Raw genomic sequence first — 22933 nt, 5'->3', positions numbered from 1 at the left:
GGCCAGAAAGATCCATGACTGTCGCGCCAGTGTAACGGCGGTTTAGTGGATCGGTATCCACCAACTTCCACATGTTGTCTTCAAGTTGAACGCGAACCACAGACACACCATGTGCATTAATTTCTTTACGAACTTCGTCGACGATAGTACGCACACCGCCCACGGCTGTCGGACCGCTTGGATGCAGAGCTGCGGTATCAATGTACTCGTGGTTGATACACAACAAGCCGTCAGTGTCGCTGTCGTTTAGCGAGAAAAAGTGCATGCCGTCGTGGTGCATACCCAATGCATTAAGCTGGTCGGTACTCGTGTTGCTGCCGTCGTCTTTCCATGCATTACCTTGTGCGTTTAGAGGCGTACCCCATGGCACCAATACTTGTGCTATGTAACCTTGCGGAATCGATACTGCATCCGTCAGTGAGCCCGGAATCGAATCAAAATTCAGGACTGCACTTGAAACGCCAGAGCCGCCACCAGCAGAAGTGCCTGAACTAGAAGAGTTGCACCCTGATAGACCAAATGCGCCAAAAGCGGTCATCGCACTGATACCTAGGCCACCTTTCAGGATACTGCGTCGAGATAGGCTCGCTTCCAGTACTTCTTCAAAAGGTTTGTTATTACTCTGGTTGTAACGCGTCGCGTCGAAGGTTTCCTTACTCATGGTGTTGCTTTCCCAGTGTTAGGTTGAATTATAGGTTTGTAAATCATTGAGCGAGGGGAAGTTTGGAAGAGAAAAGTGACAGAACTAGTCTATCTTTATGAACTTTGTGTTTAGAAAATGTTATAAATCGCCCCTCTATTCTACGTACTTTCGATTTTGCTTGGGCTGAGCTAGATTTGGAGGTATAAGGTTTACTCAAATCATCTACGAGAAATAATCATGAAACTAGATAAAATCGATAACAAAAATCGTCGTCTTCGCAAGAAGCTGTTCCTAGGCGAATTCGCAATCCTAGGTTTTGAGATCAGCTGTGAGACTGACATCAACGACTTTGACCGTTACGATGCATTCGTTGATGAGTTTATCGACTACATTGATGGCCTAAACCTTTGCTTCGGTGGCGGTGGCCTAGAGCTGTTTGAAGGCTTCCTATGTTCAACAGAGCGTTACGAAAGCGCAACTGAAGAACAAAAAGCACAAGTTCTAGCTTGGCTACAAGCTCGCCCAGAAGTAAGCAGCGCAAAAGCTGGCGAACTGGTTGACGCAAACTACCTGTAATTACGGAATCACTCTGTAATAAATAGAGTTGAGCAAGTAATGAGAAAGCTGGTCTTCGGACTGGCTTTTTTGCATTTAAGGCTATGGTTTTGTGCTGAAATGTTGAATCTAGAAAGAGTGGAACGTTTGTTTTTTTTGGGAAGCTTAGTTTAGGAAAGCTGGAGTCTTGGAAAGTATGGATGCGCTAGATAATTTTAGAGCTGGCATTTTATGGAAGGTTATCCGTCCATTGCCAGCTCAGTGCCATTGAGTATGGTTTACTATGCTTTTTTAGCAGTCTCAGTCTTTGTGTCTTTCCAGTATTGGATGCGAACACGGTGTAGCTGAGCTCTTCTCATCTTTTTCATAGCAATCTCCCTCATCTATATAGGTAACGCTCATCTTGAGCTTATTGTCTAAGGTTGTATTCCTCTTCAATCTATCGAGGAACGAATCAATTAACCGTGACTAATTTCACAACATAATGATAAAAGTAGAAGCGTTGCAGTCATTTTTTGACCAGTAAAACGGCTTTTATCTTGTTGATACGGTCAACTTACTCATCACTTATGACAGAAATATGGCAATCAAGTTCCCTATTTAACCTGTCATCGAATCTTAATAACGATTCTTAGATAACCTAGCAAATAATATACCAGTTGCACATAAATTCCAGTTCAGTAAATAACAAAAGTACGCACATGCTCAAACTAAGGTTGGATTCGCTGCTGGTAATGCTGTCGGTAATCTCTCGGAGTCAGTCCCTTGTAGGTTTTAAAGTGGCGATTGAACAAAGCTTGATTGCGATACCCAACTCGCTCAAACACAATTCCTATTGGTAACTCCGTCGATTGCAATAAATCCGCGGCATGGTTGATGCGTAGCTTCATCAAGCGTTGGCTAAACGGCTCTTTAAAGTGCTTTTGAAACAATCGTGTGACCGCACTTTCACTCAACGACAAGTAATCGGCTAAATCAGCCAATGTCACCTTGTTGGCAAAATGCTGCTCAAGATACGCGTTCACACTTGCGACGCGTGCTCTTTCTTGTTGCTCGTGTTCACTCATCGAAAGATAAGAATGGGTCATCAAGGTTTTCGCCGCTTCGTCATGGGCAACCAAAGATAAGATATGAATGAATCTCGACAATTGTTCCATCGCGGGCACTTTCATCAACTCTTGCAGAAGATCCACTACTTGCTGTGCCGTTCGCTCAGAGAACACCACTCCTTTATTTGCGGCTTTCAATAACGGGTCTAGTTTGCGTAGCTCAGTACAATAGAACATTAGGTTCGCGATCCACTCACGCTTAAACCAAATCACATGAGTCTCGCAATTGCTTTCTACCGACGTGGAGTGAATAGAGTGAGGCACACCCGGCGCAATTAGCAGCATCTGATTGTGGGTCACCTCTAGCTCGTGATGCCCAATGTGCAAAGTCCCCGTAAAGTGGCGGTGGATGACCAACTCAAAAACATCATCGTGAAAATGAAAATCGTATTCTTTCGCTGGTTCATCAATACGACGGTAGCGCCAAGAAAAACCAGGCCTTTGCGGTACTTTTTCGATGTGCGCCATTTGATACCCCACAAGATAGTATTGTTTCACGCGCAAATAATATCAGTATTACCGACATATTCTTCATCACGCCTCAATAGTATTGATATTGAGCGGCATACTATCAACTAAGCCTCATCACGCTCCTTATTCTTCTCTTGTAAAGATAAGCTAACTAAGGAGCTTTTATGAGTAACTTTAAAACCAAGCTACGCCAGATTATGCAAAAAACTCGTGATGAGTGGGCTGTGTTTGCGATAAAAGAAATGGGGATTTCATCCAATACCATCGCCAAATCTTATGGCTACAAGTCGAGTTGTGATCTTGAGCAAACTCTTAAACAAGACGAAAAAGACGCCGATTCGTACATTCGCTCGGCACCTTGTGCGAGATCTCTCACAAACGATGTAAGCAAAACGACCATTTTTGACTAAGAACAAATCGAACAACAAACCTAACTAACTGAAAATTAATAATTATCCTTTTTTAAGCAATATTCGCTGCCAAAGTTTTTTTACCTAGCTGATTGAGAGTAATCAGCAAAACAACAATACTAAGTGTGTCGACAGGATGTTGGCGGGAACAGGAAAAAAGCCTAAAGGATTGGGTATCTTCAGGATGAAGATTTGATAGCTTAGGATGAGTTGTCAGCAAGGATGTAGTTAAGCTCTAGGATAGAGTTCGCCCGTCAGGATGATAGGCAAGAATGGACACCGCTAGGAAGGCGATGAACAAGGAACTCGGTTAAAGGACTTAGCCACAATCAAGGATAGATGCAGGGAGCACCTATTAGTAGCCGGATTGCTGCGAAAAAGAATAAGCCCCGTCTGGGAAACCAGGCGGGGTTTTATTTTGCCTGTCATTTACCATCCTCCTCTGCGTTATTCCACGCATCATGCTATTATTTCTACACTTTCTCTCGAAACGCTTTCTTTAATAAACGCTGAGCAAACAACGTCCTATGCTTAATCCAGTTTGGTTACACACATTCAAAACTCTTGTCGAAGTCGGCCACTTTACTCAGACAGCAGAAAAGCTCTATATGACCCAACCCGGTGTCAGTCAGCACATCAAAAAGCTAGAGCAAGCTTGTCAGCACCCATTGATTAAGCGCGAGAACAAAAGCTTTGAACTGACAGAGCAAGGCCGAATGGTGTATACCTACGCGTTAGAGTTGGAAGAGAAAGAGAAAAACTTACTGGAAGATCTGAGCTTCGATGATCCCTTTGCAGGTCATTGCAAGCTAGCTTGCTCCGGAGCACTTGCCTTGATGCTGTTTGATCCACTGCTTGAAAAACAAACCCAGCATCGCGGATTGTCGATTCACTTGGAAGCGGCACCAAACCAGTCGATTCTAAACGGGGTTGCTGATGGCCGTATTGATATGGGCATCGTGACTTACTCTCCCAATAAGAGTGTTTTCCAAAGTGAACAAATTGGCAGAGAAGCGCTGTGTCTGATCTTACCAAAGTCCTATCATGGAAAAACGTTAACGCCTGAACTGCTTCGAAGTTGCGGCGTGATTGGCCATCCTGATGCTGAGCATTATATGACGTTGTTTTTCGACCAATGTGCAGAACCTTTACTCAAAGAGATCAAGGTCAGTGACATGCCATTATCGGGCTACGTTAACCAACTCAGTCAGATTCTTTTGCCCGTCAGCAAAGGGCTTGGTTTTACTGTTTTGCCCTACAGTGCGGTGGAAAGCTTTTCATTAAGAGAAGAGTTGTATGTGGCTGAGTTAAAACAACCGGTGTACGAAGATTTGTTTTTGGTGAGAAAACGCAGCCGCACACTGCCACTGCGATACCAGACCATCAAAGAAGTATTATTGGATGTGATTGGTGGAGCTCATCAATGAAGTTAGCCACTCTTCGCTGGTAATGCGTTTGTCTTGGCAATCCACCCAATAGGGTTTGCCAGATAACCAGCTCTTTGACGCGACCTCTTTTATAAACAAATCCACGGAATCAACGTCATCTTTGGCGTAATCCCATTTATTGCGCATGTGTTCTGCCGCTTCTTGATTAGTGTACGCCTTGCCGTTGCGGATAAAGGTGCAAGAGGATTGCTCAACTCGCTTTATCAACGTCGAGACATCTTGCTCTACCCCTGCTAGTGTAAAGATAGGCAGAATGCTTAATGTAAGTAACAGTGTCCACTTTGCTTTCATTGCATCTTTATCCTTATCCCTGACCACGTAACTAATACCAAGTAACTAATACCAAGTAACTAATACCAAGTAACTACTAATAAGTGACTTAACTATTCTGGTGTTTGGCTGTTTAGCCCAGCAATTATTGCCACCATGTCTTAGCAGGCTGAGGCTCCGCAATCGCCAAGCGTTGACCAATCTCAGGGCTCACTAACGTTACACCGCGCTCTTCACTAATGTCTAACGCGCGTTGCATCGGTTCATTCCAATCGTGCATCGACAGATCAAACGTACTGTTGTGAATCGGCATCATCACTTTACCCTGCACATCAATGTGTGCTTGAACACTTTGCTCAGGGAACATGTGAATGTCTGACCAAAGTTCATTGTATGCGCCGGTTTCAATCATAGTGAAATCAAACGGACCGTACTTTTCGCCAATCTCTTTAAAGCCATTGAAGTAACCAGAGTCACCACTGAAGAACACTTTGTGTTGCTGTGCATTAATAACCCAACTGCCCCACAGTGTCGTATCGCGGTCTGTCAAACCTCGACCGGAGAAATGCTGAGTCGGAGTCAGTGTATATTCAATACCGTCGACAGAATGTGACTCCCACCAATCTAGCTCGATCACTTTCTCCTTAGGCACACCCCAGTTCACCAGCAATTGACCGACTTTTAACGGCACCAAGAAAGTGCCCACTTTATCGCCTAGCACTTTAATAGAAGCTTTATCTAGGTGATCGTAATGGTCATGGCTGATCACCACCACATCGATGCTTGGTAAATCTTCTAGCGTAATTGGTGTTTGGTGAAAACGTTTTGGCCCTGCCCATTGCACAGGAGACGCGCGATCACTGAATACAGGGTCAGTCATCACCAGTTTGCCATCGAGCTTCATTAACACGCTTGAATGACCTAAACGGTAGATAACGTCATCTTGCTCTTCTAACAGTTGATTCGCAGTCATGGCATGAACCGGAATTTCAATTGTTGGCGTTGGATTGAGGCGCTCAGTCGTAAAGTAGGCTTTCATGATGCCGAACATGTCACCCAAGCTGCTTTTGTATTCCAACTCTGTGTTTGCAAATTTGTCCGGGTATGTTGGCGCTTTTTCAGTATCAACATTAGAACAAGAAATCATTGATGTACCCATCGCGAACGCTCCTACTGTGGCTAGCAAAGTTTTTTTCATAAAAAGTTAACCCGAACAAAAGTAAACTACACGGTGCAGTTTACATTCTAATTATCAAAAGTAAACTACTTAGTGTAAAATAGATCCAGAAATGATCTTCTTAACTCGGCAAGTTTATGAATGTAAAAAGAAAAGGTCGCAGTGAGACCAAAAGAGAAGCCATCCTGTGCGCAGCAAAGCAAGCGTTCCAAGAGTTTGGGGTGCAAAACACCAGTATGGATAAGCTCTCTGCTATCGCGCAAGTCTCTAAGCGCACGGTCTACAACCACTTCCCTTCTAAAGAAGCGATCGTGACAGAGTTACTAACGGAACTATGGCGTTCTTCAATGATGGATAGCGATATTGAACGTTTACCAACACTCCCTCTCAAAGATCAACTGGTCGAATTGTTGTACAGCGAAATTATCGTGGTAACCGCACCTGATTATATTGAACTGGCGAAAGTGGCTTTCGGACATTTCTTGTTTAAGCCGGAAGATCTCAAAGGACAAGCGGAACACATGTCGAAGCAAGAAACGGCCTTGTACCGTTGGCTCACTCAACAATCAGAGAAAAACACATTGAAGGTTGATGATGTGGACATGGCAAGCATTCAATTGCACAACTTAATTAAAGGCAGCGCATTCTGGCCACAATTGATGGGGATGCGAGCTTCGCTAACCTTGGAAGAATCTAGGGTTTTAGCCACCCAAACGGCTGAACTCTTCTTAAGTCATTACTTAGTTCAATAACAAAAAGCGGCTGGATGGCCGCTTTTTTGTGATTTGTGCCATAGTAAATTGATGAAATTTTGACTCATTTTTCTTTTTCATTCCCTTGACAGTCGCATGCAGCAAGGCGTGAGAGTTCGATAAATTATTTTTGTCGTATCGACGATATTTTTTCGTTTTCATCTACTGAGAAAACGCCCTAAGGTTCGCACCTCTGACGACGTGGTTGTCCAACCACAATTCTAAGTCGCTGAAGAGAGTGGATTCTGTCACATCAATTACACCCACTCACTATACTCTATACTTACATTTTTAATTTGGTACTGACTTACTAAGGAATTGCCATGCGTATTGCTATTCTTTCTCGTAATGAGAATCTATATTCAACCATGCGCCTAAAGCAGGCGGGTGAAGAGCGCGGACATCAAGTTGATGTTATCGATACTCTGCACTGTTATATGGATATTACGAGTAACAACCCTAAGATCCGTTACATGGGTGAAGAATTGCCAAAGTACGACGCGGTCATTCCACGCATCGGTGCATCTATCACTTTCTACGGTACAGCGGTTGTACGTCAGTTTGAAATGATGGGCACATTCTGTGTGAACGAGTCAGTAGCAATCAGCCGTTCTCGTGACAAGCTACGCTCTATGCAACTGCTATCACGTAAAGGCATTGGTCTACCTCGCACAGGTTTTGCTCACCACCCTGACAACATTCAGGACGTGATCAAAAACGTTGGCGGCGCACCATTGGTTATCAAGCTACTTGAAGGTACTCAAGGTATCGGTGTTGTTCTTGCTGAAACAACAAAAGCAGCAGAAAGCGTGATCGAAGCATTCATGGGCCTAAAAGCAAACATCATGGTGCAAGAGTTCATTGAAGAAGCAAACGGCGCAGACATCCGTTGTTTCGTAGTGGGTAACAAAGTTATCGCAGCAATGAAACGCCAAGCAAAAGAAGGCGAGTTCCGCTCTAACCTTCACCGTGGTGGTTCTGCTCAGCTTGTTAAACTAAGCAAAGAAGAGCGTGCAACAGCAATCAACGCAGCGAAAGTGATGGGTCTAAACCTATGTGGTGTCGATATTCTTCAATCGAAGAACGGCCCAGTGGTAATGGAAGTGAACTCTTCTCCAGGCCTTGAAGGTATCGAATCAGCAACTGAGAAAGACGTTGCAGGCATGATCTTCGACTTCATCGAGAAGAACGCAAAACCAAACGCTAACCGTACTCGCGGTAAAGGCTGATAATTGTTTGAGTGAGAGCCTGATAAAGGGCTCTCTTTTGACTCATCGCTAGGATGACACTATGAATCAGAAAATGATCATTGGGAACGCCGAAGCAATTTGCTTACCTGAGTTAGGGATTACTCACCTTGAAGCGCGTATTGATACAGGCGCACAGACTTCTTCTCTGCACGTAGATAACCTAGAGTGCACTGAACAAGACGGTCAGTCATACGTAGAGTTCGATCTACACCCAGATGTTTACCACTTAGAGCAAGTCGTTCGCTGTAAAGCTCCACTGAAGGCGAACCGCAAAGTGAAATCATCAAACGGTACTTTCGAACACCGCTGCGTGATCACAACGATGCTACGCATGGGCGACCAAGAGTGGCCAATCGACATCACGCTAACTAACCGTGAAAAGATGACTTACATGATGTTGTTAGGTCGTCAGGGTATGGCAGACAAAGTTCTGGTAGACCCGAGCCAATCTCACTTATTGGCTCCATAATCCCCGTAGCTTCAGATGAGCGAACTCCGTGGTCGCTCATCTGGCTCTTCTCTGATTTTCTAGCTGCCCTTCTCCTGTCTATCGTTCTTCCTTTTCAGAACAGAACGCATTAATCCTTTCAGTTTTATCTTCGTTACTCGCCAATGCGTAATGGGTCTAACCGGAGCAGTATTGATGATGTGTTGATACGCGTCTTCATCAAACTCAACCTCTCCCCCATGTGCTGCCAATAAACAGCTTGGTTTCATCTCAAAAACGCGCTTTAACGAACTGCGATATTGGTTGGGATGAAAGATAGGAAATGGCGCGATCAAATGGCTTTTTACCTGCACCATTAAATCCGCTACGTACAACACACTCTGTTCGGCATGATAAACCGATAAATCCCTGTCGGTATGCCCCGGAGTTTCCAATATCTGCCAATCAGCAAAACCGGGAATCACCTCTCCATCCACCAGCTCAATATCCGGCCTTAGTTTTCGCGAATACCATAAGTTGCGCTTGGGTTTGCGCATTCGGTTCGCCATCCAACGTGCCAAAATCAAATCCGTAAGATGCATTAGCCAACCATCAAAACCGCCATACCAATGTGTGTCTCGTTTGGCTGCCAATAGCTTGCAGCCCGTCAAATCTCTTAGCTTGTGCGCCGCACCAGCATGGTCTGGGTGCATGTGGGTAACGACGACCAACTTTAGGTCTGTGAATGGGCGATTGAGCTGATGCTCGATAAAATCTTTGAGGTGAGGAATATCCGCTCGACTTGCGCCATCAAGCAGCATCAATTTGTCTGGATACTCGGCGAGATACATGGTTTGGATGTATCCCTGAATTCTGTGCAGCTGCAAAACATGTCCTTGTTTTGTTGAGTCTTTGTTCTTATTTTTTGTCGACCAAATCCTTACTGGTCAGACCAACTATAACAGCAGAATGGACAGCCTGTTAAATAAATGTTTACACCAACCATCAACAACAGTTGTTAATCGAAAGCACAAATTTTAATCATTAGACTCTGGTTGGGTTTTATCCGTTAATGCGCGCACACGGAGTTCGTGTCAGGGTATGAGGTTAGCGCCTCATGATTTGCTTTTTTGTATTTTCTCCTCTATTTCCAATGAGGGCTTAAATACATTTTTGTGAGAATCGAGTTGGAAAAAGCAACTAAATTAGACCGCATCCGCGCGGACTACAACGTTCACTACTGGAGCCAAGGCTTCTACGGAATTGATGACCAAGGCGAGGTATACGTATCTCCTCGTAGTGACCGTGCACACCAAATCCCTTTCAGTGCGATTGTAAATGAACTAGAAGCTAAGCAGTTTAATCTGCCTGTGTTAGTGCGCTTCCCACAAATCGTACACCAACGCGTGCATGGCATTTGCCAAGCTTTCAACCAAGCAATTGAAGAATACCAATATCCAAACAAATACCTGTTGGTGTACCCAATTAAAGTAAACCAACAGCGCGAAGTGGTTGATGAGATCTTAGCAAGCCAAGCACAGCTAGAAAATAAACAGCTGGGTCTTGAAGCAGGCAGTAAGCCAGAGCTATTGGCAGTACTTGCACTAGCTCAACAAGGCAGCTCCGTGATCGTGTGTAATGGCTATAAAGACCGTGAATACGTGCGTCTTGCACTGATCGGTGAAAAGCTAGGTCACAAAGTATTTATCGTACTAGAGAAGCTATCTGAGCTTGATCTAGTACTTGAAGAAGCAAAAAGCTTGGGCGTAACACCACGTCTTGGCTTGCGTATCCGCCTTGCATCTCAAGGTGCGGGTAAATGGCAAGCAAGCGGCGGTGAGAAATCGAAGTTCGGCCTATCGGCGTCTCAAGTATTGAGCGTGATTGATCGCCTAAAACGCGAAGACAAACTGGACACCATGCAATTGGTTCACTTCCACCTTGGCTCACAGATGGCGAACATCCGTGACGTGCGTAATGGTGTAAACGAATCAGCACGTTTCTATTGTGAATTACGTGCCATGGGTGCAAACATTGATTACTTCGATGTTGGCGGCGGTTTAGCAGTAGACTACGACGGCACACGTAGCCAATCTTCGAACTCGATGAACTACGGCCTTGCAGAATATGCGCGCAACATCGTAAATACCGTCGGTGATGTGTGTCAGCAGTACGAACAACCGATGCCAGTGATTATCTCTGAATCGGGGCGCTCTTTAACTGCACACCACGCTGTACTTATCTCTAACGTCATTGGTACTGAAACATACCAACCGGAAGAAGTGTTCGAGCCAGCTGCAGACGCTCCATTCTTGCTACAAAACATGTGGCGAAACTGGGAGAACCTGCAAGATGGTACGGATGCGCGTGCATTAATTGAAATTTACAACGATACCCAAAGCGATTTGGTAGAGGTTCACTCACAATTCGCGACTGGCGTACTAAACCTTGAACAACGTGCGTGGGCAGAGCAACTGTCACTACGCATTTACTTCGAGCTAAGTCGTCAAATGAGTACTAAGAACCGTTTCCACCGTCCTATTTTGGATGAGTTGAGCGAACGTCTTGCAGACAAGTTCTTCGTGAACTTCTCTCTTTTCCAATCCCTGCCAGATGCATGGGGTATTGATCAGGTCTTCCCTGTTCTGCCGCTTTCTGGTCTCGGTGATGTAGAAGAGCGTCGTGCGGTGATGTTGGACATCACTTGTGACTCCGATGGCGTAATTGACCACTACGTTGATGGCCAAGGCATTGAGAGCACGCTACCAGTACCAGCATGGAGCAACGACAAACCGTACCTAATGGGCTTCTTCCTAGTAGGCGCATACCAAGAGATCCTTGGTGACATGCACAACCTATTTGGTGATACCCACAGTGCAGTAGTCAATGTTGATGAAGAAGGTCAATTTGAGATCAGCTACATCAACGAAGGTGATAGCGTAGAAGACATGATGCGCTACGTTCACATCGACGTAGATGCGATTCGTGACAATTACAAACAATTGGTTTCAGCACGTGTTGAAGCCAGTGAACAAGAACAAATCCTAGCTGAACTAGAACAAGGTTTGGCAGGCTACACCTATTTAGAGGACTTCTGATATGAATGATTTGTTTACGAAAACCGATTATTCGCTTTACTCCAACTCTATGTCGTTTCTACGTCGACCGTACATCAAAAATCCAGTATCGGCAGACGCAGACGTTGTAGTGCTAGGGGTTCCTCTGGACATGGCGACTTCTGGTCGTCCTGGTGCGCGTATGGGTCCAGATGCGATCCGTCGTGCGTCAGTAAACCTTGCTTGGGAAGGCAAGAAGTTCCCTTGGGACTTCAACGTATTTGATAAATTGAAAGTGATCGACGCAGGTGACCTTGTGTTCGATTGTGGTGATGCTGAAGATTTCACATACCGCCTAGAAGCGGCAACAAGTGAGATTCTAAAGAGCGGCAAGACAATGCTAGGCTTGGGTGGTGATCACTTCATCACGCTACCAATCCTACGTGCTTACGCAAAACACCATGGTCAAATGGCACTGATTCACTTCGATGCGCACACTGACACATACGCAAACGGCAGTTCTTACGACCACGGTACTATGTTCTACCATGCACCAAAAGAAGGTCTGATTTCTGCGAAGAACTCAGTTCAAATTGGTATTCGTACTGAATATGACCAACAAGATCACGGCTTCAATGTGATCAACTCGATGCAAGCGAACGACATGTCTGTAGAAGAGATTCTGGCAGAGATTCGTCGCACTGTTGCGGATAAGCCTGTGTATGTCACTTTTGACATCGACTGTCTGGATCCGGCGTTTGCACCGGGTACAGGTACACCAGTTTGTGGCGGTCTGAACTCAGATAAAATTCTGAAGATCATTCGTGGTTTCGCTGGCATGAACATCGTAGGTATGGACGTAGTGGAAGTCTCCCCTCCTTACGACCACAGCGATGTAACGGCATTGGCTGGCGCAACTGTCGCACTTGAGTTGCTTTACGCCTACGCTTCAGGTCGCGAATAACAAAAGTTGTTTTAAGTAAACGCTGTTTTTTAAAGGGAGTCACGGCTCCCTTTTCTGCTTTTAAAGCACCTCAAAATTAGATTAGTTTTTCTAATCCAAATCATAGATTTTTATCTTGCTCAACTTCACACTTTTTGATTGCTAAGTCGGCACTCAAGCTCTAATATCTCGCGCCTAGATTCCCTAATCGCCTTATTCATTTGGCTCTCCTTAATGGAGCGCTAAGGCTCTTTACGTCCTAATTTTTAGAGAGATACGCAAATGTCCGCCTCGTTTCCATTAGCGAAACTTACCTTTTTAATCGCAATTCTGACTGCCGTAGGTCAAATGACTCAAACGATGTACGTGCCTTCTATCGGTCATATGGCGGGTGAGTTCTTGGTATCAGCGTCGTCACTTCAAGCCGTGATGGCGTGTTACCTGATCCCTTACGGTCTATCGCAATTCGTCTATGGTCCGCTTTCTGATCGCCTCGGTCGTAAACCAATTATCGTTGCTGGTTTGATCATCTACATTCTTGGTACTTTGGTGGCGCTATTTGCTCATGAGTACGAATGGTTTCTAGCGGGTAGCTTCATCCAAGGTTTGGGTATCGGTTGTGGCGGTGCGATGTCTCGTACACTGACTCGTGACTGCTTTGAGGGTGCAGAGCTGCACCGCGCAAACAGCTTGATCAGCATGTGTGTGATTTTCTCACCATTGATCGCACCAGTATTGGGCGGCTACCTAACAGAAGCTTTCGGTTGGCGTTCTAGTTACCTGTTCCTTGCTCTGTTTGGTATCGCAGTAGTGATCACCATGATGACAAGCATGATGGAAACTTTGCCGAAAGAGCGTCGCAAACATGAATCTGTGGCGAAGAGCTACAAGTTCGTGCTTTCAGACAAACGCTTCCAAGGCTTCTTATTGGTGTTGGTGGCAACTTTCGCGGGCGTTGCAGTATTTGAAGCAGCAGCCGGTGTACTACTGGGCGGCGTACTTGGCTTGCCAGCAACCACTGTCAGTTTGCTGTTTGTTTTACCGATTCCGGGTTACTTAGTCGGCGCAGGCTTATCTAGCTACATCGCACAACGTCGCTCTGAGCGTCGTGCTCTAAACGTTGGTCTAGTGGCTATCTTAGTTGGCTCAGCAGTGGTATTGATTCCGGGTCTGTTTGGTCTAACAACGGCGTTGACTCTAATTGGCGGTGCAACCATTTATTTCTTGGGTGCGGGCATTTTGTTCCCCGCGGCAACAACAGGCGCACTTTCACCGTTCCCATACCACGCGGGCACTGGCGGTGCGATTTTGGGTGGCATGCAAAACCTAGGTGCGGGTATCGCGACGCTGTTGGCTTCGTTCTTCCCGGCACAAGACCAAATGCCGCTAGGTTGTTTGATGATGGCCATGTCGATCATAGCTATGCTTGGTTTGCGTTGGGTTAATCGCAAACACGATCACTCAAACGAAATGCCATTGGCGATCTAAAATCTGACTCTCATCCCAACCAAGATAAAGAAAAGGGACATGCTGCAAAGTGTGTCCCTTTTTTGTTGCACACATCTTACCCTTTAGCTCTCATCCACCAGCAATTGCATTTAACATCCCATCCAATCTTTGCTAAAAAGAACAGTTGCTTATACAGAAATTATTCGTTTGCCATTCGATATAATGATATTCACTGGAAGAACACAAACGTACTTTTACTCGCAAGATAAATGAATGGCGAAAAAACACGAGAAGAGTACACAATAAGGATACACAGATGCGTTTCACTTTAACCACGTTGGCCGTATCGGTCGCGCTAGTCGCCGGATGCAGCAATCAAGGATTACCAACCATGAACCATTACTCCCAATCGCAACTCGTCGCTCAACAAACCCAAGCTCCCGTTGCTAAAAAAGTCCCTCATGCAATGACGATTCATGGTGATACCCGAATCGATAATTACTACTGGATGCGTGATGATGAGCGCCAAGATCCAGAAATCTTGCAACACCTTGAGCAAGAGAATCAGTACGCAGAAACCGTTTTAAAACACACCGAAGCACTGCAAGAACAGCTTTTTGAAGAGATCAAAGGGCGTATTGCAAAAGATGACAATTCAGTTCCGGTTCGAAAAGGCAGTTACTACTACTCAAATGAAGTGACAGGCGACAACGAATACGAAGTACATCTGCGTGCAAAAGACTTTGCAGGTAAAGATAAGCAAGTCATCTTAGATGTTAACGAGCTGGCAAAAGAACATGAGTTTTTCAGTATTGGCGGCTTAACGATCAGCCCAAATGAAAACTTGTTGGCTTATGGCGAAGATACGCTGAGTCGCCGTATTTACACCATCAAGATCAAAGACCTCACGACGGGTGAATATCTAAAAGATGAAATTGAAGGCGCGTCAAGTGCGATTGCGTGGCAAAACGACAACCAAGCTTTCTACTACATCAAGAAAGACCCTCAAACACTGTTAGGTTATCAAGTTTACCGCCATGTATTGGGCACACCTCAAACAAGCGATGAGCTGATCTACGAAGAAACCGACAGCGCTTACTACACCTTCTTAAGTAAGAGTAAAGACGGTGAGCAAGTTTACATTTGGCACTCAAGTACAGAGACAAGCGGCGTGTCTGTGATTGATGCTAACAACCCGAACGCCAAAGCCGAAGCTTTCTACCCTAGAGAGACCGGCATTGAGTACAGCATCGCTAAATTAGATGATTGGTACTACATCTACACTAACTACCAAGCTGTAAACTTCCGTTTGATGAAAGTGAAAGCGGAAGAGATGCATGACCGCTCTAAATGGGTCGATGTCATTCCCGCTAACGACAATTCTCAGCTAGTCGATTTCGACTTGTTTGACGATCACCTTGTTTATGAGCAGCGTACGAATGGCCTGTCGACCGTGAAGGTTCGTCAATTATCAACAGGTAAAGAGTTTCCACTCGAGTTTAATGATACGGCTTTTGCTGCTTACCTAACGGGCAACCTTGAACTAGACAATTCAAAAGTTCGCATCTACTACAGCAGCCTGACAACACCGGGGACTTACTACGATTTCGACCTAAATACAGGTGAGTCTGAAATCATGAAGCAAACTCCAGTACTTGGTGATTTTGATGCTGATAACTATCAATCAGAGCGCATCATGGTTGCTGCTCGTGATGGTAAGCAAGTGCCAGTCTCATTGGTTTACCGCAAAGACCTATTCAAGAAAGACGGCACTAACCCAATCTACCAGTACGGTTACGGCTCATACGGTTCCACCATCGAGCCAACATTCCGCTCAACCCGCCTGAGCTTACTTGATCGCGGATTTGTATACGCAATCGCTCACATTCGTGGTTCAGAAATGCTTGGTCGTCCTTGGTATGAAGATGGCAAAAAGCTGACTAAACAAAACACCTTCAATGACTTCATCGACGTAACCAAAGGACTGGTTGAAGAAGGCTACGGTGCCAAAGATAAAGTGTTTGCTGTTGGTGGCTCTGCAGGTGGCCTATTGATGGGCGCTATTATCAACCAAGCACCAGAGCTCTACCGTGGTATTGGCGCGCACGTTCCGTTTGTTGACGTAGTGACGACCATGTTGGATGAGTCGATTCCTCTCACGACCAACGAATACGATGAGTGGGGTAACCCGAATGATAAAACCTACTACGACTACATGCTGAGCTACTCACCGTACGACAACGTGAAGGCTCAGAATTATCCGAACATGTTAGTGACAACAGGTTTGCATGACTCACAAGTCCAGTACTTTGAGCCAATGAAGTGGGTAGCCAAACTTCGTGAAATGAAAACCGATGATAATGTCTTGCTGTTCAAAACCGATATGGAAGCAGGCCACGGCGGTGCTTCTGGTCGATTCAAACGATTAAAAGAAGACGCGCTTGAGTACGCTTTCTTCTTAGACTTGTTGGAAACGAAATAAGCTCTATTAGGGCCTGCTTTTGAGCTGATATAAAAAGAAAAACGCCTACTCACAGCGAGTAGGCGTTAACACAATAAATGTGTTTAGGCAGTAGAAACTGTCCTATTTATTAGAAGTAGTAACGAGCACCTAGAGTCCAGTAGTCGTTTTCTTCGTTGTTGTAGTCGTTACCTAGATCAAACTGGTAAGCAGCAAACGTGTAGAAAGATGGCGTCACTGCATACTCAGCTTGTAGAGCCGTTTCGCTAGTAACTGTCTTGTTGTCTTTCTCGTCTTCCACTCCTTCGTAGTTAACACTGAATGTCCAGTTGTTAACGCCGTAAGCCAATAGACCTTCAAGCTGGCTTGTTTCTTCACGCATATCGTAGAAGTAGTCATTCATGCCATATACTATTGCTGCGTATAAACCTGAACCATAAGTACCGTAGTTAGCAGAGAATACGTGAGAAGTTGCTGACTCGTTTTTAGCACCAACCTCAACGTCACCACCACTGTATACGTAACCTAGACCGAAGCCTGCAAGCTCAGTGCTTAGAGCGATTTGGCCACGTTGGTCATAAATTGATTGTTCACCCTGCCAGCCTAGACCAACGTTCAGACCAAACCCTTCACCAAACTGAAAGCCCTTGCGGTAGCTAAGCATTTTGTCCGCACGTGCAGTACCTAGGTTGCCTTGGTTGTCGTATAAGAAGTCATTGGCAAACGCGATTGGTAAATCCGCAACGCCAGCTACGTCGTAGTATGGTGCCCATTGAGTACCTGCAACTACACGTCCGTATTGCTCATGTGTCGCGCCAATGTAACCTAAACGTGTTTTGAATGAAGTGTCGCCACCATTAAGGTAATTAAGTGCCCATTCACCTTTAGCATCGATAGTTACGCCGTTACCGATGTCTTTTTTACCGCCGATGTTAATACGCGGCGATACTTGGTGAACTTTAACTTCTTCTTCAAAGTACTCACCAACGCCCACAGATACGTGGCCGCCGATAGAAAGAGATGTGCCATCGCTGTTGTAAACTTCAGCTGCGAAAGCTTGAGAACCACATGCTAGTGCCGCCACTGCAACGGCTAGAGTTTTCATTTTCATTGTTAACATCCATATAGTTGTTTGTACTGGTTCGCCCCGACAGCAAAATAAAATGCATCAATCGCAACGAACAGATAACAAAGTAGTAATGAAATATAAATGAAACAAATACTTTCTTATGCAACTGGTATTATTTGTGGTTAATTTTTGATCTTGATCCCATAAAAAAAGGGAACTTTTCAGTTCCCTTCATAATTTGTGTGGTGTTTTGCGTGTTACAACTGCCAGCGTGCGAGTGGCTTCTCAGTTTTGATACCTTTACTGCCCCATCGGTCAACAACATCAATTTGCAGTATGCGATCCTGTGAAACTAATGAAGTTAACGTTTTTGACGGGCGTTTATCAGTGATCAGCCACAGAGTTTCATCTTCCTCAAATTGAGCTTTTAAAGATAGTTTCTCTGCCTCTGACCATTCCAATTCTGGTTTGAATTGGCGATCGACCACAAACAGTTGGTTTCCTGATGCAAAATCTTCTAACGATTCGCCCAACAATACCACCGAATCGATCTCTTTTTCGAAAATTACTTCTTGTTGTTGATTGATCAGTTCCCGCACGTCCAGCATCAAGGCTTGCTGGTTCTTTTCAATCTGAGCTTGATGTTGAGGGTACACCTTTTGTAGGTCCTCACCAACAATCGCTGCCATTCGAATCAAGTTACTCGGATTCATCCATGCGTATTTCGACGTCTCACCATTATCCAACGTTAATGCCGCAACACCTTGTGCTCTCGGTGAAATCGCTTGAGAGGCATCAATCTCTATCAAGCTTACATTTCCCTGGCGCGCATACACAAAAGTAGGGTCTTGATGCCAAACAGCACCTAGCGTGATCGCTACCGTTGCGCTCTTTCCTGCAGCGGTAGCTTGTTCATGTCCTTTACTTGCAAACCAATTCACCAAACGCTCAATCCCGTAACGTTTAGGCGGCAAGTAAGTCGTCTCGATATCCGTACCTTGCATCAACTGCTGAGCCAACATGTAGGTCACAGGAGTGCTCGTAACAATGTCTTTGGCAAAAGCAAACGGCGCTGCTGTACTCGCTATTGCCAAGCTCAATCCCATAATTATCTTTTTCGTGTTCATATTCGAATATCCAGATTTAAGCTTTGCGCACAATGCGATACATGGTTGCAGTTAAAAAGAAGATTGCCGAAACAATGATGATCGACGCACCAGATGGAACTGGAAGTTCCAACTCCATCGGTAAGACGGTGCCAACCAAGCACGCGATGTTCGCCAGTAATGATGAGAGCAACACAAAGCTCCCCATTCTCTTCGTAAGAAGGCGGGCTGTTGCACCAGGAATCAGCAGTAATGCCCCAACTAATACGGCGCCAATGATCTTCACCGCAGCAATGGTCACAAGCGTGATCATCATGACGAACAAGTAATCGTAGAAGCTGGTATTGAATCCACGGACACGCGCGATATCCGGGCTGATGCAAGTCAGTAATATGCGGTTAAATGTCGGGATCAAAAGCAATAAAATGATCAAACAACTCACGGCCAGAATCGTAATGTCTCTGTCTGTTACCGTCAGAATTGAACCGAATAGAACATTCTCCAGCATGTGGATGTTGATCTTGCGTGCCACGTACATTAGCAAGGCAGCACCAACGGCCAGTGCCAGTGCTAGAAATACACCAACTAATGTATCGTAAGGAACATTGGTTCGATTTCGCACGAAATGCAGCAAAAGTGCGAAGATCATGCAGAAGCTAAATAATCCAATGAATGGGTTTTCTGGTGGCTCACCAAGCAGTACACCAATTGCAATACCCGTTAATGCTGCATGGCCGACCGCCTCTGAAAAGAACGCTAAACGCTTCGCAATAACTAGCGTGCCTAAACCACCCAGCAAGGGACCAAGAATGAGTGCAGCCACTATCGCGTTGACCATAAACGCATAAGCAAAACTGTCACTTAACCAACCCGCTTCCACACCATGCAGAGCGAGATCTCTTAACCAATCCATTACGCCGCCTCCACTTTTGCTGTGTAGTGCTTAAACAACGACTCGATACGTTCTGGACTCAATACTTCTGAATGGTGCCCTGATGCTACAATTTGACGATTCACGACATGGACCCGAGCATCCAAACGACGTACAGCTGTCACATCATGATGCACGGCGAGCACGGTTTTACCTTCCCCAACAACTTCATGAATTAAGCTTTCAAGGTAACGAACACCTTGCTCATCCATGCCTGTCGTTGGCTCATCCAAAACAAGCAGACTTGGATCGTCTAATAACGCTTGAGCGAACAAGACACGCTGCTGCTCACCACCCGATAACTGTCCCATTCGTCGGTCACTACGTGAAGCCATACCAACGCGCTCTAGTTGAGCAAGCGCTTGTTGAGTTTGCTTGGTTTTACGTCGCCAAAACAGCGGCACTCTGGTTTGGTTAAGCAATACGAAATCCATAACCGTGAGCGGCAGACTGGCTTCAAACATGGCTTTTTGCGGAACATAGCCGATTCCCGCTGCATGTTTGCTGTCTGGCCAATGGACAGAAATGTCACCAGTAAATGGGGTTAAGCCCAATACAGAGCGTAAAAGAGAAGTCTTCCCACCACCGTTAGGCCCCATGATGACGTGACATTGGCCTGCTTCAAATTGGGTTTGGATGTCTTGTAGAATCAGGTTGTCACCATATTGAAGGCTTACCCCATCGAGAGAGATAGAAGGCCCTAACATCAAGCTTTCTCCTGTTCGTGCTTGCTTGCAACGAACTTCATCGCTTCAATCAGAGTTGCGACGTTCTCACGCATTTCGACTTCAACCTTATTGGCTTCGTATTCGCCATGAGTCATGTGAGAAAAACGGTAAAGCTGAACACCGGTCGCTTCTTCGATCGTATCGACAAAACGATTTGGCATGTTCAGTTCGTAAAACAGCACATCAATGCCTGATTGACGAATCTTCTCTATCGTTTCTTGTAACTGGCTTGCGCTTGGCTCTACACCATGAGCAGGTTCGATAACTGCTGCGACGTCAACGCCGAATTCCTGCAAGATGTAACCATAAGCATTATGCGTAGTAGCGACCTTCATGCCTGCTGTATCAAGTTGCCCTAAAGACAACATGGCATCACGCTTCAAAAGGCGGAATGTTTTTGCATAAGCGCGCGCATTCTTGCGATAAAACGCCGCGTTTTCTGGGTCGAGCTTGCTTAGCTCACTCGCAATCGTGTAAACCTTTTGAATCGTGGTAGATAAGCCCACAAACGTATGCGGGTTAACTGCGCCTTTACCGACTGATTGACCCATCGCAGGTAACAGCGGTACTTCTTTGTTTGCCTCTATCACCACAAGATCGTCACGTTGTGAAGCTTGAATCACTTTAAGAGCAAAATCATCATGGCCGATACCATTGACCACAATCACATCCATTTGCTTCAAACGCTTTAGATCATTAGGTTGAGGTAAATAGTTATGAGGGTTAAAACCTGCATCCACCAGCGGTAGAATTTCTGCTTTGTCACCGACCACCGCTTTCACATAGCTGTAGTATGGTTGGAGCGTAATACCAATATTGAGCTTATCTGCTGCAAAGCTCGATGAAGCTACTGCCAGCAATGCACTAGCCGTTATAATTCGACGTAGAAAAGATCGTTTCATCATAGTTGTTATCGTTAAAATTGAGCTTAATGGGCGTGAGCATTTGAAGACGTAGCAGGGACAAGAACAATTTGTTGCCAACCTTGCTTCTGGCGTTCGCTTATTTCCGCAAGAGACAAATCAGACGCCTTTGTTGTAGATTGAATAAACCAAATGTCGGCGTGTTCATTACGACTATCGAGAAGCATGGAAGCCGCGCCTTTTTCATCTTGCCTTACACCGAGATAAATCCCTACATCTAACCGTTGCCATTGATGAGAGCCTTTTCGCTGCCAGCTTTGGTCTTGCACAAATGGGGCAACCCAAAATTCTTCCAATTCGCTGACGGCAGGCCACTCGCCAGCATCTAGATGAAGATCTCGAATCTCTTCATGGGCCAACTTTAGCTCGGCAATCATCGCAAGTTCTTCTTGTTCAAGGTCAGTGATGAGGACTTGATGCGCTAGCACTTCGGTATGTTCTGTCTCGGCTTGATGGTGAGGCAGCAAAATAGTGGAGACCGCAAGAATACCTGCGATGGTTAGAGCAACCCATTTACCTTCTCGACTGCCGTTATCCGGTCTGATCTTCTGGGTAATCATTTCTCTTTTAACTCAACGATATCCACTTCTACTGGGTTTTCATGCCCCGCATCGAAAACCAAATAAAAGTCGGTTTGAGGATGAGTGAATTCAGCAATGGAGCGTTTATCTGTCGTTACTTTGGCGATCAAGTTGTCGTCGTAATCGTACATTTCAACGTCATAGTCCACGGCGGTAGAACCATCTGAATAGCCGGCCTCGCAAATCACTTTGTCTTGCTCTAAATGGCAACTCATCAATGGGAAATGCGCGAACGCTTGAGAAGAGATAAAACCAGTAACCAACACTGAGGTTTTAAGGATAGAAACGTTTTTCATGATGCATCCAAATTGGCTCAGCGTGTGGCTGAGCCAAATTTTGATTAGTTAAGTTGAGTTTCAAACGTTAGGTGAACGTTCATGCTTGCTTTGTCTGCAAGTGGATCGTTTTTCAGCTCACCCTTGTAGTTTGCTTTCATTAGGTAGCGGCCCGCTACATCTGGAGTGAAGGTGATTTTTCCATCCTTGTCGCTGACCACATCGATTTGCTCTTGGTGGTTACGATACAGAGTACCTTCACGCGTAATTTCCGCCGTGACACCTTGCTGAGGCTCGCCGTTAAAGAAGAATTGGAATGTCACTTCTTCACCTTCAATAATGTCTGAAGGGTGCGTAATCGGCTTCATTTCTAACAGCTTACCTTCAATCTCTAGTGCCTTTTCTGTTGGCATACCAACCGTTACATAGCTTTCTGCACGTGTGTAGCTAAGTTGGGTAACGACATCACGTGCTTTTTCAGGAATCACACTAGCGCGTTCTGCTTTGCTCGCTTTCGCCCACTTAACCGTATCGCGACGGCCAGCTTTGTACTGGGTGTAGTAGCTAGGTTGGTTATTGATAGCCACTTTGTGTGTGCCCTCTTCAACAAAGAAGAAGTCGAACATTGAACGACGCTTGCCGCGTACAACAAAATTCGGGCGCTCAGAACGACCATCTGGCATGATCACGAACGCTTGCTCGCTACCTGCTGGCTTATCGAATACAAACGTACCGTGAGACGCTGTCACATCGAACGTTAACCAATCACCGCCTTCTTTTGATACCGTAAAGTGAGAAGGGAGAACCCAACGAGGGTGCGCTTGTGCTGTTGTCGCGGCCGCTAGCCCCATTGCCATTACACTTGCTAATGCCACCGCTTTCATTTTGGTTTTCATTGT

Annotated in this window: 23 protein-coding genes; 10 read left to right on the top strand and 13 right to left on the bottom strand. The window is 45.4% G+C overall.

Going from position 1 to position 22933, the window contains the following annotated elements:
• A partial coding sequence (locus tag VJL_RS25960) for a PhoX family protein (RefSeq protein WP_038882239.1) occupies nt 1–661 on the bottom strand: 661 nt, incomplete at its 3' end.
• A 219-nt stretch (nt 662–880) separates the two neighbouring features.
• On the opposite strand from VJL_RS25960, the gene VJL_RS25955 reads away from it, so the two are divergent.
• Entirely contained in the window at nt 881–1219 is a 339-nt protein-coding gene (locus VJL_RS25955; RefSeq protein WP_005438242.1) for a YggL 50S ribosome-binding family protein, read from the top strand.
• Between the two features lie 689 nt (nt 1220–1908).
• On the opposite strand, the gene VJL_RS25950 is transcribed toward VJL_RS25955, so the two are convergent.
• A complete protein-coding gene (locus VJL_RS25950) occupies nt 1909–2775 on the bottom strand; it encodes a helix-turn-helix domain-containing protein (RefSeq protein ID WP_038882238.1) in 867 nt (288 codons plus the stop codon).
• A 167-nt stretch (nt 2776–2942) separates the two neighbouring features.
• Between VJL_RS25950 and VJL_RS25945 the strand changes: the two genes are divergently transcribed.
• Both VJL_RS25945 and VJL_RS25940 read left to right on the top strand, forming a co-directional pair.
• A complete protein-coding gene (locus tag VJL_RS25945; RefSeq protein ID WP_038882236.1) occupies nt 2943–3188 on the top strand; it encodes a hypothetical protein in 246 nt (81 codons plus the stop codon).
• A gap of 527 nt (nt 3189–3715) precedes the next feature.
• Nucleotides 3716–4615: a LysR family transcriptional regulator gene (locus tag VJL_RS25940; RefSeq protein WP_038882234.1), complete on the top strand. Its 900-nt coding sequence runs from the start codon at nt 3716–3718 to the stop codon at nt 4613–4615.
• Here the strand turns inward: VJL_RS25940 and VJL_RS25935 are convergent.
• Together VJL_RS25935 and VJL_RS25930 are read right to left on the bottom strand one after the other, a co-directional pair.
• Complete coding sequence (locus tag VJL_RS25935; protein WP_038882232.1) at nt 4583–4927, bottom strand: DUF5329 family protein; 345 nt, start codon at nt 4925–4927, stop codon at nt 4583–4585. The genes VJL_RS25940 and VJL_RS25935 overlap by 33 nt on opposite strands.
• Before the next feature lie 124 nt (nt 4928–5051).
• Nucleotides 5052–6065 carry an MBL fold metallo-hydrolase gene (locus tag VJL_RS25930; protein ID WP_038882230.1) on the bottom strand — a complete coding sequence of 338 codons (1014 nt, stop codon included), beginning with the start codon at nt 6063–6065 and terminating at the stop codon, nt 5052–5054.
• A 155-nt stretch (nt 6066–6220) separates the two neighbouring features.
• On the opposite strand from VJL_RS25930, the gene VJL_RS25925 reads away from it, so the two are divergent.
• From VJL_RS25925 to VJL_RS25915, 3 genes are all read left to right on the top strand, one after another.
• A complete protein-coding gene (locus VJL_RS25925; protein WP_038882225.1) occupies nt 6221–6835 on the top strand; it encodes a TetR/AcrR family transcriptional regulator in 615 nt (204 codons plus the stop codon).
• Between the two features lie 323 nt (nt 6836–7158).
• Nucleotides 7159–8064 carry a 30S ribosomal protein S6--L-glutamate ligase gene (gene rimK / locus VJL_RS25920; protein WP_005438260.1) on the top strand — a complete coding sequence of 302 codons (906 nt, stop codon included), beginning with the start codon at nt 7159–7161 and terminating at the stop codon, nt 8062–8064.
• A gap of 61 nt (nt 8065–8125) precedes the next feature.
• The gene (locus tag VJL_RS25915) at nt 8126–8554 is read left to right on the top strand and encodes an ATP-dependent zinc protease family protein (RefSeq protein WP_005432588.1); all 429 of its coding nucleotides are present in this window, start codon (nt 8126–8128) and stop codon (nt 8552–8554) included.
• 59 nt (nt 8555–8613) lie between these two features.
• Here VJL_RS25915 and VJL_RS25910 read toward each other — a convergent pair whose 3' ends face one another.
• A complete protein-coding gene (locus VJL_RS25910; protein WP_038882243.1) occupies nt 8614–9363 on the bottom strand; it encodes an MBL fold metallo-hydrolase in 750 nt (249 codons plus the stop codon).
• Between the two features lie 336 nt (nt 9364–9699).
• On the opposite strand from VJL_RS25910, the gene speA reads away from it, so the two are divergent.
• From speA to VJL_RS25890, 4 genes are all read left to right on the top strand, one after another.
• The gene (gene speA, locus VJL_RS25905) at nt 9700–11610 is read left to right on the top strand and encodes an arginine decarboxylase (protein WP_038882241.1); all 1911 of its coding nucleotides are present in this window, start codon (nt 9700–9702) and stop codon (nt 11608–11610) included.
• 1 nt (nt 11611) lies between these two features.
• Nucleotides 11612–12532, top strand: a complete 921-nt coding sequence (gene speB / locus VJL_RS25900) for an agmatinase (RefSeq protein ID WP_038882222.1) — start codon at nt 11612–11614, stop codon at nt 12530–12532.
• A gap of 261 nt (nt 12533–12793) precedes the next feature.
• On the top strand, nt 12794–13999 hold the full coding sequence (gene emrD, locus VJL_RS25895) for a multidrug efflux MFS transporter EmrD (protein ID WP_038882220.1): 1206 nt from the start codon (nt 12794–12796) through the stop codon (nt 13997–13999).
• Nucleotides 14000–14276: 277 nt separating this feature from the next.
• Nucleotides 14277–16442: a S9 family peptidase gene (locus VJL_RS25890; RefSeq protein WP_038882218.1), complete on the top strand. Its 2166-nt coding sequence runs from the start codon at nt 14277–14279 to the stop codon at nt 16440–16442.
• Nucleotides 16443–16551: 109 nt separating this feature from the next.
• Here VJL_RS25890 and VJL_RS25885 read toward each other — a convergent pair whose 3' ends face one another.
• From VJL_RS25885 to VJL_RS25850, 8 genes are all read right to left on the bottom strand, one after another.
• Nucleotides 16552–17532 (bottom strand): porin, encoded by a 981-nt coding sequence (locus VJL_RS25885; protein WP_038882216.1) that lies wholly within the window; start codon nt 17530–17532, stop codon nt 16552–16554.
• A 215-nt stretch (nt 17533–17747) separates the two neighbouring features.
• A complete protein-coding gene (locus tag VJL_RS25880; RefSeq protein ID WP_038882214.1) occupies nt 17748–18617 on the bottom strand; it encodes a metal ABC transporter solute-binding protein, Zn/Mn family in 870 nt (289 codons plus the stop codon).
• A 16-nt stretch (nt 18618–18633) separates the two neighbouring features.
• Complete coding sequence (locus VJL_RS25875; RefSeq protein WP_038882212.1) at nt 18634–19509, bottom strand: metal ABC transporter permease; 876 nt, start codon at nt 19507–19509, stop codon at nt 18634–18636.
• Nucleotides 19509–20234, bottom strand: coding sequence for a metal ABC transporter ATP-binding protein (locus VJL_RS25870; protein ID WP_038882210.1), 726 nt, complete (start codon nt 20232–20234; stop codon nt 19509–19511). Before VJL_RS25870 ends, VJL_RS25875 begins: the two co-directional genes overlap by 1 nt.
• Nucleotides 20234–21160, bottom strand: coding sequence for a metal ABC transporter solute-binding protein, Zn/Mn family (locus tag VJL_RS25865; protein ID WP_038882209.1), 927 nt, complete (start codon nt 21158–21160; stop codon nt 20234–20236). The genes VJL_RS25870 and VJL_RS25865 overlap by 1 nt, the downstream gene beginning before the upstream one ends.
• A 23-nt stretch (nt 21161–21183) precedes the next feature.
• On the bottom strand, nt 21184–21738 hold the full coding sequence (locus tag VJL_RS25860) for a DUF6162 family protein (protein WP_038882208.1): 555 nt from the start codon (nt 21736–21738) through the stop codon (nt 21184–21186).
• Nucleotides 21735–22055, bottom strand: a complete 321-nt coding sequence (locus tag VJL_RS25855) for a hypothetical protein (RefSeq protein ID WP_038882207.1) — start codon at nt 22053–22055, stop codon at nt 21735–21737. Before VJL_RS25855 ends, VJL_RS25860 begins: the two co-directional genes overlap by 4 nt.
• Nucleotides 22056–22099: 44 nt before the next feature.
• Nucleotides 22100–22930 carry a DUF4198 domain-containing protein gene (locus VJL_RS25850; protein ID WP_038882205.1) on the bottom strand — a complete coding sequence of 277 codons (831 nt, stop codon included), beginning with the start codon at nt 22928–22930 and terminating at the stop codon, nt 22100–22102.
• Nucleotides 22931–22933: the final 3 nt, after the last annotated feature.

The organism is Vibrio jasicida CAIM 1864 = LMG 25398, assembly GCF_000400365.1.
GTDB classification, from domain to species: Bacteria; Pseudomonadota; Gammaproteobacteria; order Enterobacterales; family Vibrionaceae; genus Vibrio; species Vibrio jasicida.
Note: the sequence above shows the minus strand (reverse complement) of the source record. Positions and strands in the feature narration are given on the sequence as shown.

What these genes read in the sequence shown, in the direction of transcription:
- VJL_RS25955 (WP_005438242.1), top strand. Translation starts at nt 881, where the DNA reads ATGAAACTAGATAAAATCGATAACAAAAATCGTCGTCTTCGCAAGAAG.
- VJL_RS25950 (WP_038882238.1), bottom strand. Translation starts at nt 2,775, where the DNA reads ATGGCGCACATCGAAAAAGTACCGCAAAGGCCTGGTTTTTCTTGGCGC.
- VJL_RS25945 (WP_038882236.1), top strand. Translation starts at nt 2,943, where the DNA reads ATGAGTAACTTTAAAACCAAGCTACGCCAGATTATGCAAAAAACTCGT.
- VJL_RS25940 (WP_038882234.1), top strand. Translation starts at nt 3,716, where the DNA reads ATGCTTAATCCAGTTTGGTTACACACATTCAAAACTCTTGTCGAAGTC.
- VJL_RS25935 (WP_038882232.1), bottom strand. Translation starts at nt 4,927, where the DNA reads ATGAAAGCAAAGTGGACACTGTTACTTACATTAAGCATTCTGCCTATC.
- VJL_RS25930 (WP_038882230.1), bottom strand. Translation starts at nt 6,065, where the DNA reads ATGGGTACATCAATGATTTCTTGTTCTAATGTTGATACTGAAAAAGCG.
- VJL_RS25925 (WP_038882225.1), top strand. Translation starts at nt 6,221, where the DNA reads ATGAATGTAAAAAGAAAAGGTCGCAGTGAGACCAAAAGAGAAGCCATC.
- rimK (WP_005438260.1), top strand. Translation starts at nt 7,159, where the DNA reads ATGCGTATTGCTATTCTTTCTCGTAATGAGAATCTATATTCAACCATG.
- VJL_RS25915 (WP_005432588.1), top strand. Translation starts at nt 8,126, where the DNA reads ATGAATCAGAAAATGATCATTGGGAACGCCGAAGCAATTTGCTTACCT.
- VJL_RS25910 (WP_038882243.1), bottom strand. Translation starts at nt 9,363, where the DNA reads ATGTATCTCGCCGAGTATCCAGACAAATTGATGCTGCTTGATGGCGCA.
- speB (WP_038882222.1), top strand. Translation starts at nt 11,612, where the DNA reads ATGAATGATTTGTTTACGAAAACCGATTATTCGCTTTACTCCAACTCT.
- emrD (WP_038882220.1), top strand. Translation starts at nt 12,794, where the DNA reads ATGTCCGCCTCGTTTCCATTAGCGAAACTTACCTTTTTAATCGCAATT.
- VJL_RS25890 (WP_038882218.1), top strand. Translation starts at nt 14,277, where the DNA reads ATGCGTTTCACTTTAACCACGTTGGCCGTATCGGTCGCGCTAGTCGCC.
- VJL_RS25885 (WP_038882216.1), bottom strand. Translation starts at nt 17,532, where the DNA reads ATGAAAATGAAAACTCTAGCCGTTGCAGTGGCGGCACTAGCATGTGGT.
- VJL_RS25880 (WP_038882214.1), bottom strand. Translation starts at nt 18,617, where the DNA reads ATGAACACGAAAAAGATAATTATGGGATTGAGCTTGGCAATAGCGAGT.
- VJL_RS25875 (WP_038882212.1), bottom strand. Translation starts at nt 19,509, where the DNA reads ATGGATTGGTTAAGAGATCTCGCTCTGCATGGTGTGGAAGCGGGTTGG.
- VJL_RS25870 (WP_038882210.1), bottom strand. Translation starts at nt 20,234, where the DNA reads ATGTTAGGGCCTTCTATCTCTCTCGATGGGGTAAGCCTTCAATATGGT.
- VJL_RS25865 (WP_038882209.1), bottom strand. Translation starts at nt 21,160, where the DNA reads ATGATGAAACGATCTTTTCTACGTCGAATTATAACGGCTAGTGCATTG.
- VJL_RS25860 (WP_038882208.1), bottom strand. Translation starts at nt 21,738, where the DNA reads ATGATTACCCAGAAGATCAGACCGGATAACGGCAGTCGAGAAGGTAAA.
- VJL_RS25855 (WP_038882207.1), bottom strand. Translation starts at nt 22,055, where the DNA reads ATGAAAAACGTTTCTATCCTTAAAACCTCAGTGTTGGTTACTGGTTTT.
- VJL_RS25850 (WP_038882205.1), bottom strand. Translation starts at nt 22,930, where the DNA reads ATGAAAACCAAAATGAAAGCGGTGGCATTAGCAAGTGTAATGGCAATG.